The following is an 11,557-nucleotide window of genomic DNA, read 5'->3' on the forward strand; positions in this document are numbered from 1 at the left end:
TGGCGATAGTAAATGAGCCCTAGGGACGGAGGTTAGGGCTCATTTTTGCAAAAATGAGCCACTACCTCCGTCCCTGGGGCTCACTTTTTTCACTTCGTGAGCATTACGTCATAGATACCGCCAAAGTCTGAATTCTGCCAGGTTTCTTCGCCTGTGCCCCAGACATCAAAATATCTGCCTTCCTTAGTAAGGTAGGTAATGTTCTTACATTCTTTTAAAATAGTTCCATCATCGTTCTTTGTTGTCTTTGAATAGTTGACGTTGATGATTCCGTTATCTCTTTTGATGATATTATCAATATCGTAGCCTTCTGCTCTGATCTCTGAAGCAAGGTCTGTTCCAACAGCCTCGTTAAGCTCTTGTTCTGTGATCTCAGTAGCCTCAAACTCTGCAAAATCGCCTGCTGCCTTGTCATAGTAGAAGTAGTAGTTCTTCCAGGAGTGGCCTGTGATCATGGCCTCATCTTCCTTGCCCTCTTCATATTCAAAATAAACATCATAGGCACTCATTGAAATACAGTAATCATCCACATAATCAGGCTCATAGAATGCACCAAGGCCAGACACTATGGATTCATGGTACTCACCGCCATCTACGTAAAAGAGGTATGAAACTGCGCTAGTTGTATAGTTCTTGTTTATTTCAACAAAGATCTTATCTTCTGTTGTAATCACATTAAGAATCTTGCCATCATGGTAAACAACATATTCTTCAGGCAAAGCTTCTTCGCACTTGTCATCTGAAACAAACCAAAGTGTTCCTGTACATTCGCCAAATTCTTCATCAGGCTCATTACCTATAAATACGAAGGCTTCCTCTGTTCCGTCACCATCAAAATCCTTTGAGATAATGTCGCGTACATCTTCTATTGTCTTTTCAGATTTTTCTACCGCTTTCTGAGCAAACTTGTTGTTTGCGGAATCTTCTTCCACCACAGAACTTTCCTCTGTGCTTTCCTCCACACTACTAGACTCTTCGCTACTTTCAGTTCTTCCTTCTGATAGCCCCTCTGGCTCTGCCTTTCCCGCATTACCACACGCCGTCATTATCATCATTCCCGCAAGAATGATCCCAATAGTCTTCTTTTTCATTTCCTTTTATAAACTCCTTTTCCTATATTTTACAGGTCTTTTAACCTCATCATAAAAATAGAATACTCATCATTCTGGAAGTCCAGGTCTGGTGAGTTCTCGCCGCCACCATTGGTGCTACGCTTGATCTCTGCGTAGAATTCCTCGCCCTGGTTGACTATGTCCATCACACTCATAGGAAAACCCTCTTTGGTCGCGATATCGCAGAAATCAGCAATAGGATTGGCAGAATTTCTGGTGTTTAGTAGCTTTTCTTTTAAGTCGCTGTTTGTCTTTGCCTTCTCTATCAGTTGTTCCAACATTTCAGTAATTTCCATAGTCGCCTCCTTATGTATTAAAGTGTATTCTCAATTCTCACAAGTCCCTGCCCAAAATTCTCGTCGTTGTGATCCATGACATGGTCGTAAAACTCATGAAACGGCATAACCTTCACATCATTAACTTCATAAGCGTCGAATTTAAAGCCATCCGCCGGCACATCCACTCTGCACATAAATGTGTATACGAAGAGCCCTGTTCCGTCGTCCCACTCTACGCTACTTTCAAACGCCAGTTTCAGCTGCTCTGGTAAAAGAGCTATGGAAAGCTCTTCCTGAACCTCTCTGCAGGCAGCTTCTAGAGGCGTCTCTCCGCTCCTTACTCCTCCGCCAGTCATATCCCACTTACCAGCGTAGTACTTGGCTTTGAGAGATCTCTGCTGCACAACATACATTCCTTCGCCCTGTCCTGGAGCTGGGCTGTCGCTTGTCTTCATTATTGTAAGGACGTGTTTTCTAAATTCGCCAGGTCTTTTTTCATAATGCTTTGGGACGTTCTCCCTGATCAGGCGCCCCTCTTTATCAAATATATCTACAAATTCCATGCGGTTTCTTCTTTCAATGTCGCTAGTTTTTAATACTATACCACAAAATGAGCCCTAGGGACGGAGGTTAGGGCTCATTTTCACAAAAATGAGCCACAACCTCCGTCCCTAGGGCTCACTCGCCACCATGTTGACATGTCGCACTTATACAGTTAAGCTATTTCTATTTGTTAATAATTTTTTGTATTTATTTAGAGGAAAGAAATGAAAGAGATAACCCTTGAAGAACTTCAAAAGCTCCCAAAGAAATCCTATACGCTAGTAGATGTCCGCAGCGAGGATCTCACAAACTATGGCACAATTCCAGGTGCCAAGATCATAAGTCCTGAAGAGTTAAATGAAGAAAACAACTCTCAGATAGCCGATATTCCAACTGACAAGAAGATCATCATGTTCTGTCAGATTGGCAAAAAGACTCAGGACCTAGAGCTTGATACATACGCAAGCGTCAAGGATAGAGACTGCTACAGTCTTGCTGGCGGATATATGGCATACCTTCAGGCTGAGCTTAATAAGATGGATACTGAAAACAAGCAGAAAAAAGCTGAGGAAAGCATTCAGAAGAAATTCCATAAGCAGCTCTTTACCCCATTTGCGAAAGCCTGCAAGACCTACAAGCTCATAAATGAAGGTGACCACATCGCAGTGTGCATCTCAGGTGGCAAAGACTCTATGCTCATGGCCAAGCTCTTTCAGGAAATCCAGAAGCACAGACAGGTCAGCTTCAAAATCACCTTCCTCGTTATGGACCCAGGCTACAACAAGGAGAACAGGGAGCTTATCGAGGCTAACTGCAAAGCACTTGGCATCCCTGCTACTATTTTTGAGAGCACTATCTTTGATACTGTAGATACTATTGAAAAGAGCCCTTGCTACCTCTGCGCTAGAATGCGCCGCGGCTATCTTTATAGCAAGGCAAAAGAGCTGGGCTGCAACAAGATTGCTCTTGGCCACCATTTTGATGATGTTATCGAGACTGTACTTATGGGAATGCTGTACGGAGGCCAGATTCAGACTATGATGCCAAAGCTTCACAGCACAAACTTCGAAGGTATGGAGCTTATCAGACCTCTTTATCTAGTTAGAGAAAGCGACATCTGCGCGTGGAGAGACTACAACAACCTACATTTCCTCCAGTGCGCATGCCACTTCACAGAAACATGTTCAACCTGCCACGAGGATGGCACTACAGCTTCAAAACGACTTGAGACCAAAAAGCTCATTGCTGAGCTCAAAAAGACCAATCCATTCGTGGAGGCGAACATCTTCAAGAGTATGGAGAACGTAAATATTGATACGGTAATCACCTATAAGAAAAAAGGTAAACGAATCAATTTCCTTGATGAATATTAATAAAATGAGCCCTAACCTCCGTCCCTAGGGCTCATTTCAGGTGAAATGACGAATACGGAGCTTTATTCCTGTGCTTTCAGAAAGGGCCTTGCATTTTGCGATGTCCTCCTCTGGAAGCACATCTACTATAGACCACTTTACGTCTTTGATTTCTTCTTTGCACTTTGTGGCAAAATCCACCATTTTATCAAAAGCCCCCTCATACTTTGGACGGGTAACTTCTGAATACTTCTGACTATCAGGAGCGTTAAGGCTAATGGATACGGCATCTATGACCTTAGCTATCTCCGGCACGATGTTCCTGCCGTTCTCTTCATTTCCAAGTCCGTTAGTGTTGAGCCTTGTTCTTAAGTTCTTTTCCTCCTTGGCAACCTTGGCCGCTGCTAAAAGAGTCTCCAAAGCACAGGTAGGTTCGCCATATCCGCAAAAAACAAGTTCATCAAAGCCTTCAAAATCATAATCCCTTATAGCTTTTAAAACTTCTTCAGTTGTGGGATTTTGCTGATGCCACAGAGTATCTGCACTTCCAACGCCGTCTTTAAGCGAGCGAATGCAGAAAGTACAACTGCAATTGCACTTATTTGTAATGTTTGCGTAAACTGAGTCTTTATATTTGTACAAAATGTCTGCCATGTTCCCGCCTCCTTAACCTTCAAATTGGAATAGATTTCTTTTAACTCCTGCCCTGTCAAAGGCAGCTGCAGCAAGGTAAAAGAAAAGTGCACTTCCACCAGACTGAATAAAGCTTCCTGAAAAGGCTGAAATTATGGCTGTTTTGGTTCCAAAGAGGATTGCCTCCGCGATATAATAGCCAGTTGCTGAGATAAAGAAAGAGATGATAGGCGCTATCAGATTTCTTTTGCTCATAATAGTATTTCTGCGGCTTGAGAATGGAATCACTATCAGCATCTTGATGATAACTGTAGGGATCATCCACATGGGAGCAGTCAAAAGATCTGCTATTCCACCGCCAAGGGCTCCAACCAGCATTGCGTATGGCATTGGAAGCATAGCCGCTGCAAGATAGATGATAGAATCGCCAAAGTGAATGTAGCCGCCATTTGTTCCAACCGGAACGTGAAAAATGTAAGCTGTAAAGATAGTTGTCATTGCAGCCATGAGCCCTGTCAAGGCTATCAGCTTGATCTTAGAGTCTTTGTAAGTTTTGTTCATAATAGTCTCCTCCGCTTAAGTATCCTAAAACCTTTTCAAAATCAACTCCGTAATTCCTGTCTTTATCACCTGTAGCCTCAATTGCGCTACTAATGAACTCTGTAGTAAGTTTCACTGCATCTATAGTGTTTTTGCCCTTTAATATATAGCCTAGAAGCGTTGCCGCAAAAAGATCTCCTGTCCCCGAATAGCTCCCGCCATTGGTCTTGCACTCTATGACTTCGTTACCATCTGGGCTCACAACAAGGTTGCATAGCTCGTGGTCACCTTTGTGAATGCCGGTCACTACAATGTTCTGAGCCTTGCTCGTTCTGACCTTTTCTGCAATCCGTATAACTTCCTGGATCATCTGATCCTGATCTTCGATAGCCTCAAGCTCTTTTGCCTTACCTGCAGTTAAGCCTGCAAGGATGCATAGTTCCGTAAGATTTGGCGTAATAATCTCTGCCGTAGTGGCCAAGAGCTTAATCTTTCTAAGCATCTCATCTGAATAGTTTGAGTAGAATCTTCCGCCATCTCCCATAACTGGATCCACCAAAAGGCTGGTTCCATCTTTTTTGAACGCCTTAACAAAAGAGATTATGTCTTCCGCGTCTCTTTCCTGTGGAATATACCCTGTGATGATGCTGTCGAACCTAACTCCCATCTTGAGCCAGTCCTCTTTGCACTTGTCTATAAGACTTGATGTGTCCAACAAGTGGTGTTCAGGAAATCCTGTCTGAGCCGACAACACAGCAGTTGGCACCGGACAAACCTCAATTTCCATGGCTGATAACACACCTATGTCCGCCATAAGCGAACATTTTCCAAAGCCTGACAAATCATTGATTGCTGCAACCCTCATGATATCTGTCTCTCCCAACATCTAAATTATTTAATGGATACTTTACTTTATATCTGATGATATATAAATATACAGAATCAAAGTTTTTTATAATACCAGATTTCAGCACAAAAAAATGAGCCCTAGGGACGGAGATTATGGCTCATTTTTTTGTAGGTGAGCCATAACCTCCGTCCCTAGGGCTCATTTTCAGGATTTATTTGCCATCGCCAAAGCTTGTAAATGAACCTCTTTCAACTTCAGGAAGTCCGTACTTTTCCTTGGCATCAGCAAATGCTTTGATCATAAATGACATGTTTCTAGCAAGATTTCTCATGGTCTGAAGGCCCTCAAGGTCTTTTTTGACATCTTCAGAACTAAAACCGTGAACCTGATTCCAGTATGTGCTAGAGGCCACAGGCATTCCGCTAATGGTGAAGTACTTATTCAATACGTCAAAAGATGCTGTGTTACCGCCTCTTCTGGCACTGACAACTGCGGCACCAACTTTGAAATGCTTGGAAAAAGAGGTGCTATAGAAAAGTCTATCCATAAATGAGAGAATAGTTCCATTTGGAGAAGCGTAGTAAACAGGACTTCCAACTACAAGTCCATCTGCTTCTTCAAACTTTGGAGCAACCTCATTTACAAGATCATCCACAACGCACTTACCATTCTTGCCACAATATCCACAAGCGACGCATCCGCGAATATTTTTATTTCCAACCTGAATGATTTCAGTTTCAATTCCTTCCTCGTTAAACACTTTAACCATCTCATCAAGTGCTGTAGCAGTGCAGCCATTTGCCCTTGGACTGCCGTTTAGTAACAATACTTTAGCCATTTTGAAATCCTCCTGCTTAATTCATCTTGTAATTATTTCTTTATATTCCATGCTTCCCTAATTTATAATACCAGATTTCGGCACAAAAATGATCCCTAGGGACGGAGGTTGTGGCTCACCTACCAAATAATGAGCCCTAACCTCCGTCCCTAGGGCTCATTTATGCTATACTATAACCATGAAAATTCTAATAACCGGAACAAGCCGCGGAATCGGGCTTGCATGCGCAAAAAAATACATAGAGATGGGACACGAAGTCATCGGATTTGATGTGACTGAGAGCAAATTTACTGCTCCGAACTACACTCACATGATCGTTGATATAGCAAAAGAGCTCCCTAACATCGAAGGCGTAAACGTCATCATCAACAACGCCGGAATCCAGGAAGGGCCTGATGTTATAGACATCAACTTAAAGGCTACCATCAAGGTTACTGAGAAGTATGCGTTTCAGGATGCTATCTGCTCAGTTCTTTTCATGGCGTCATCAAGCGCCTCAAATGGTGCAGAGTTCCCAGAATACGCAGCAAGTAAAGGCGGCGTAGTTACATATATGAAAAACACCGCACTTCGACTGGCGAAATACGGTGCAACTTCTAACAGCATCTCTGCAGGCGGTGTGTACACGCCTCTTAACGCCCACATCATGGATGATCCAAATCTCATGGAGCAGTGCCTTGATGAGACCTTGCTTCACAGATGGGCGTCAGCAGAAGAGATCGCTGAATTCTCATATTTTCTGACCAATGTTAATAAGAGCATGACTGGTCAGGATATTCTCGTGGATAACGGCGAACAGCTAAAGTCCAATTTTATCTGGTAAATCACGCTGTTTCACGGTTCTTTTTCTGGTCATCTGCAAAGTGTGTGAACTCGTAAGGGAGATTTCCCATGCACACCATTACCAGGAAAAGAGCTATGAACTTGTCCGCATAATCAGTTATAGCCTGAATTATAAAGGCACTTCCAAAGAGCCTGAGTGCTGTCTGAGAAAGAACCTGAATTATAAATGTTGTTGTAGCAGCTGATGTGATGCCGCCAAAAAGGAATGTCTCGATGCAGGCTGAAAGGGCAGATGCTGGCAAAGTTACAATAAGAGTCTTCCAGAAAAGCGCGCGGGTAGGGCATTCTTCTTTGCCATGGAAAAGAGCTCCTGCAATAAGTCCCATCAAAACTCCGCTAAGTGAAAAATAGATAGCGTAAACGTCTCCAAGAACTCCGTTTATAAGTCCCCCAACAAGAGCTGCAGCGGCGCCGCCAAGTGGTCCTAATACAACAGCTGCGAACATTGTTCCAATGCTATCAAGGAAGATCGGAAGATGCAGCAAAAGAGCCAGCTTACTTCCTGCAATATTGATGGCAACTGCAAGTGCAATAAATGTTAATTTCTTTGTATTGTTCTTCATTTCTTTTCTCCAATTTCTAAAATTCGCGTCAAAAACAACTCCCAAAATGCCTCCACATCTACTTTTGTGAAGACTAAGGCGTTACTTTCCTTTTGGTAGAATCCCATGGAATCAACAACGGTCTGGCCCATACTGATGCCGCCAGTCTCAACTTCCGTGAAAGCCTCGATTCCATCAAGGATATTAGGACAAATAAACTGAGCCACAGCAAGAGGATCATTTATGACACAGCCCCTGATGTGCTCCCATTCCCAGTGGAACTTAAAGTAAAACTTCGTGATCTTCTCGATGAAATCCCCAACAACTGCGTTTCTAGCTTTGATATCCTCAAGCTTTTCAGGTGTCAGCACAATCTTTCTCGTAACATCAAGTCCCACCATCTCGATCATCTTGTGATGTTCATAAAGAGTGTCGAACACAACCTTGGCGCTGTCTGGGTCCTCCCAGTAGTTGTACTCCGCTACCGGTGAGCAATTCCCGTGGCTTCTGAAGTTGCCGCCCATGGATACCAGTCTTTCAATAGACAAAAAAGCTGAAATATCCGCATCGATGAGATCTGCCAGGTTCGTAAGTGGCCCCAAAGCGATAACTGATACGTCGCCGCCCTTTAAGGTCTCCCTCATGAACTCCACAGCACTCTTTTCCGGAATCTCCTGACCTGGAACCTCTGGTAAAAAACTCTCTCCAAGGCCGTCACAACCATGAGTATCAAGTGCGTTCACATACTCCCTAACTCTTGGCCTGTCTGCGCCCACGTAAACTGGCACATCAAGTCTTCCAAGGAAGTTCAAGACTCTTTTTGCATTTTGAAATCCAAGCTCTGCTGGTGAATTGCCTGCAACGATGGTGATGCCGATAACCTCAAGCTCCGGGCTCTGAAGAGCCAGCATAATAGCCAGAGAATCGTCAATTCCAGGGTCGCAGTCGATAATGATCTTCTTCATCCTAATCTCCAAAATAATCTTTCTGCATAAAAAAAGTAGCTCCGCACCAAAGCAGAGCTACATAAAAGACAAAATATTCCTATGCAGTCCTGGTTTTGTTTAGCGACAGGAAGGTACAAATGAACTGTCGTTTGTTGCGCTAGAGGATTATACAACTATATTTCTAATAATTCAAGCCGCACTCTAGATCACTTCTTGATGCCGACCACGCAGACCCACATCTCTTCTCCTCTGCCGGGTCTGTTGTCGTTTCCTACAGAGTTCCTTACGATCTCAAATCCTGCATTTTCAAATAGCGGCACAACGCTCTTTTCGTTAAAGTCGCTGAACTTACGCTCACCTCGCATCTTGGTACCATCGCCGTATTTAAACGAAGCGTACAGCGCGCCACCTGTCTTAAGCGCCTTATTGAGCTTATTAAATGTCTCTGGAAGTTCCTCCATTGGCACGTGCAAGAGTGATGCGCTTGCCCAGATTCCATCGAATGTATTGTCAAAAGAGATCTCATTAAATCTCATATCCAGAACTTCCCGTCCAATGTATTCAGAAGCTCTTTTTCTCATTTCTTTAGATGCGTCAAAAGAGACCACATCAAAGCCGGCATCCAGAAAAGCCTTGCTGTCTCTTCCACTTCCGCAGCCAGCATCCAAGATTCTGCCACCCTCTGGTATATAAGCAAGGAAGCTATCCTGTTCATCCTTCATATCTGCAGCCACAGAACCAGCAAAAAACGAATCCGCATTTATGTTGTAATACTCCACGTTGTTGTCTGTCATAGTCATCTCCTAAAAGTTATATACCAGCTGTAGCCATAAAAGATCAGCGTCTTTTCTTTATCTTCAAAAACAGGTGCTAATGACTCAAGCATCCAGGCTCTAGCCTCATCATCCGTATTGTTCCCACTCTCAATCTGAGCATTAACATTTGACTGGATCATCATGAAATCGACGAATTTCTCAATGTCAAAAGCATACTCCATTTCATAGTCTGTCTGCTTCTTCATTGTGAAACCTTTTATCAGATCATCCTGAGTCCACTTATTTTCTTTTCTCGGCGGCTTTGGGAATCTCATCAGATACTCATCCTGATACCACTTGGTATAATCAGCATTTCCCATCATCTTGTCTGTGATTCCAAAATCGTATATAACTATAAGCCCGTTATCTGCCATAACCTGTGCCATGTTAGCCATATACTTTTTTTCATCAACCCAGTTGATGCATCCAGCAGCCGTTACAATGTCATACTTCTCATCAGGAACCCTGGTCTCTTCTGCCTTGGCAACATAGAAAGAAAAGCCTTCATTCTCGACATATAATTCCTTGCAGACTTCAACCATTGAATCTGCTATATCAGTCCCTGTCACCTTATTACATATGAGCTTTAATGCCTTTGTGGAAAGACCAGCTCCACAGCCTACATCAAGACCATTCCTAAATCTATGATCTTCAGCCAGATCACAATCTCTTTTTAGCTGCTCTATCACAGACTTGTGAAGCCATGGTCTTTTGGCATAGCCAAGGGCTATTCTCTTTGAATCGAATGATTTATTGTTCATGTTTTCCCCAACATTATTTTCTGATGTCTTCGCTATATTATACTACACGTGTAATTTAAAATTTCCTTTCTTTTTTCCTCCTGGCAAAATAATGCCTTATCTTGCCATAATTATCTCTTTTGCCATCTCAAAAAGCTCATCCGGTGACATATCTAGATTAAAGCCTATGAGCACATAGGAAACACCATCGATTTCAAAGTTAACGCCGCTTACGTAATCTGTCTGGCGCGTATCACTTCCTATGCTGATAAAAAAGTGATCGTCCGTTTCTTCGCGCTCTCTTTCAGAATCTGTAGGCTCCTCATCTTCCGGCAGAGAAAGATATTCGTCATAATTGTAATGTACTGTTATTCCGTCGTATTCCCGTGTCTCTGTAGCTCTGGCGCTGTCATATTTCTCATGGTCTTCGCCATAAAGCGCTTCCGGGAACATTGAAAGATAAAGCTCTGGACTTCCATCCTTTACATAATCGATCCTGATACCCTTATAAGTGCTGAGCTTGTTGCCCTCATCATCCGTGGTGCTAGACTGATCGACTTCCATCTCCTCCACTGAATATCCGTTTGTGAAAAGACCTACTGCTGCAACATCAATTCCAGCCTCCTCTTCAAGCTTTCCAATGTCCTCAAAGTTACTGCTCTTTCCTCCAAAATAGATATCGCTGACTATTCCTGTAGCCTTACCTGCCGCAAATGCTGTGACGCTAAACAATGTAAGGCATGCTGCAACAGCAACACCAATCTTTCTAAAATCATACTTTTTCTTCATAGGTCCTCCATTCTTCTTGCCATTCAAGAGATTATTCACCATATTCTCCTTTTCGCTGTCGGAATAGTGGATGTCATCCATAGCTTTTTTGTATATTTCCAAATTCTTATTTTCCATATGAGTTATCTCCTTTATTGCATCCCATAGTCATCAGCCAACGTTTCCCGTAAAATCTTTTTACCTCTGGCTAGATACTTTGATACAGAAGTCTTTCTCTTGCCCATCATGTCTGCAATCTCTTCTGTGGAATATCCTTCATAGTAATGAAGATAAATTGCTGTGCGGTAATTTCCAGGAAGCCGCTTTATCTCCTCCAATATTTCGGATTTCTCTGATGCAGGCGCCTCTTTATCTCCAAGTTCTTCAAGTCCTACTGTTTTGGTAAAAAAAGCACTTTTCCTAAAATCCTTACAGGCATTGATCGTGGTTCTAACTAGCCATGCTTTCTCATGTTCGCTGCTTTCAAATTCATAATCCCCAGTTAATAATTTCATAAAAACTGTCTGGCAGATATCATCACAATCAAAGGGCTGCTTCAAATAGTTATAGCTGATCCTCTTTATCATGCTGGAGTACTCAGTCACTACCCTCCTGACTTCTCTATCATCCATGTAATAACAATCTCACTTTCCGATCTTTTTAGAAGGCCTTCTACTTATAATACGATTCATCCTGATAAAAGTGGACACTCATTAAAAAAAAGTAGTTATATAATAAAAAAGTTGTGACTTTTAA

Annotated in this window: 15 protein-coding genes; 2 read left to right on the forward strand and 13 right to left on the reverse strand. The window is 42.7% G+C overall.

Annotated features, from left to right (window positions below):
- Nucleotides 1–89 precede the first annotated feature (89 nt).
- The 3 genes from BUA02_RS08275 to BUA02_RS08285 are packed head-to-tail and all read right to left on the reverse strand — an operon-like array spanning nucleotide 90 to nucleotide 1,953.
- Nucleotides 90–1,091 (reverse strand): hypothetical protein, encoded by a 1,002-nt coding sequence (locus BUA02_RS08275; protein WP_072702732.1) that lies wholly within the window; start codon nucleotides 1,089–1,091, stop codon nucleotides 90–92.
- A 29-nt stretch (nucleotides 1,092–1,120) separates the two neighbouring features.
- The gene (locus BUA02_RS08280; RefSeq protein WP_072702735.1) at nucleotides 1,121–1,408 is read right to left on the reverse strand and encodes a Nif11-like leader peptide family natural product precursor; all 288 of its coding nucleotides are present in this window, start codon (nucleotides 1,406–1,408) and stop codon (nucleotides 1,121–1,123) included.
- Nucleotides 1,409–1,425: 17 nt separating this feature from the next.
- On the reverse strand, nucleotides 1,426–1,953 hold the full coding sequence (locus BUA02_RS08285; RefSeq protein ID WP_072702738.1) for an NUDIX domain-containing protein: 528 nt from the start codon (nucleotides 1,951–1,953) through the stop codon (nucleotides 1,426–1,428).
- Between the two features lie 204 nt (nucleotides 1,954–2,157).
- Here BUA02_RS08285 and BUA02_RS08290 point away from each other — a divergent pair, with 204 nt between their 5' ends.
- The gene (locus BUA02_RS08290) at nucleotides 2,158–3,306 is read left to right on the forward strand and encodes a PP-loop family protein (RefSeq protein ID WP_072702741.1); all 1,149 of its coding nucleotides are present in this window, start codon (nucleotides 2,158–2,160) and stop codon (nucleotides 3,304–3,306) included.
- A 36-nt stretch (nucleotides 3,307–3,342) separates the two neighbouring features.
- Here the strand turns inward: BUA02_RS08290 and BUA02_RS08295 are convergent, their stop codons facing one another.
- From BUA02_RS08295 to BUA02_RS08310, 4 genes are all read right to left on the reverse strand, one after another.
- Entirely contained in the window at nucleotides 3,343–3,939 is a 597-nt protein-coding gene (locus tag BUA02_RS08295) for a TIGR04100 family radical SAM protein (protein ID WP_072702744.1), read from the reverse strand.
- A 12-nt stretch (nucleotides 3,940–3,951) separates the two neighbouring features.
- Nucleotides 3,952–4,479 (reverse strand): TIGR04002 family protein, encoded by a 528-nt coding sequence (locus BUA02_RS08300; RefSeq protein ID WP_072702747.1) that lies wholly within the window; start codon nucleotides 4,477–4,479, stop codon nucleotides 3,952–3,954.
- A complete protein-coding gene (locus BUA02_RS08305) occupies nucleotides 4,454–5,323 on the reverse strand; it encodes a bifunctional hydroxymethylpyrimidine kinase/phosphomethylpyrimidine kinase (protein ID WP_178297627.1) in 870 nt (289 codons plus the stop codon). Before BUA02_RS08305 ends, BUA02_RS08300 begins: the two co-directional genes overlap by 26 nt.
- Before the next feature lie 196 nt (nucleotides 5,324–5,519).
- Nucleotides 5,520–6,146 carry a flavodoxin family protein gene (locus BUA02_RS08310; RefSeq protein ID WP_072702750.1) on the reverse strand — a complete coding sequence of 209 codons (627 nt, stop codon included), beginning with the start codon at nucleotides 6,144–6,146 and terminating at the stop codon, nucleotides 5,520–5,522.
- 178 nt (nucleotides 6,147–6,324) lie between these two features.
- On the opposite strand from BUA02_RS08310, the gene BUA02_RS08315 reads away from it, so the two are divergent.
- Nucleotides 6,325–6,969: an SDR family NAD(P)-dependent oxidoreductase gene (locus BUA02_RS08315; protein ID WP_072702753.1), complete on the forward strand. Its 645-nt coding sequence runs from the start codon at nucleotides 6,325–6,327 to the stop codon at nucleotides 6,967–6,969.
- 1 nt (nucleotide 6,970) lies between these two features.
- On the opposite strand, the gene BUA02_RS08320 is transcribed toward BUA02_RS08315, so the two are convergent.
- From BUA02_RS08320 to BUA02_RS08345, 6 genes are all read right to left on the reverse strand, one after another.
- Complete coding sequence (locus BUA02_RS08320) at nucleotides 6,971–7,552, reverse strand: hypothetical protein (RefSeq protein WP_072702756.1); 582 nt, start codon at nucleotides 7,550–7,552, stop codon at nucleotides 6,971–6,973.
- Entirely contained in the window at nucleotides 7,549–8,496 is a 948-nt protein-coding gene (locus tag BUA02_RS08325) for a nucleoside hydrolase (RefSeq protein WP_072702759.1), read from the reverse strand. Before BUA02_RS08325 ends, BUA02_RS08320 begins: the two co-directional genes overlap by 4 nt.
- 188 nt (nucleotides 8,497–8,684) lie before the next feature.
- Entirely contained in the window at nucleotides 8,685–9,272 is a 588-nt protein-coding gene (locus tag BUA02_RS08330; protein WP_072702762.1) for a class I SAM-dependent methyltransferase, read from the reverse strand.
- Nucleotides 9,273–9,274: 2 nt separating this feature from the next.
- Entirely contained in the window at nucleotides 9,275–10,054 is a 780-nt protein-coding gene (locus tag BUA02_RS08335; RefSeq protein WP_072702765.1) for a class I SAM-dependent methyltransferase, read from the reverse strand.
- 96 nt (nucleotides 10,055–10,150) lie between these two features.
- On the reverse strand, nucleotides 10,151–10,939 hold the full coding sequence (locus BUA02_RS08340) for a hypothetical protein (RefSeq protein ID WP_072702768.1): 789 nt from the start codon (nucleotides 10,937–10,939) through the stop codon (nucleotides 10,151–10,153).
- Nucleotides 10,940–10,953: 14 nt separating this feature from the next.
- Complete coding sequence (locus tag BUA02_RS08345; RefSeq protein ID WP_072702771.1) at nucleotides 10,954–11,433, reverse strand: RNA polymerase sigma factor; 480 nt, start codon at nucleotides 11,431–11,433, stop codon at nucleotides 10,954–10,956.
- Between the last annotated feature and the right edge of the window lie 124 nt (nucleotides 11,434–11,557).

It is taken from the genome of Butyrivibrio hungatei DSM 14810, from assembly GCF_900143205.1.
GTDB classification, from domain to species: Bacteria; Bacillota; Clostridia; order Lachnospirales; family Lachnospiraceae; genus Butyrivibrio; species Butyrivibrio hungatei.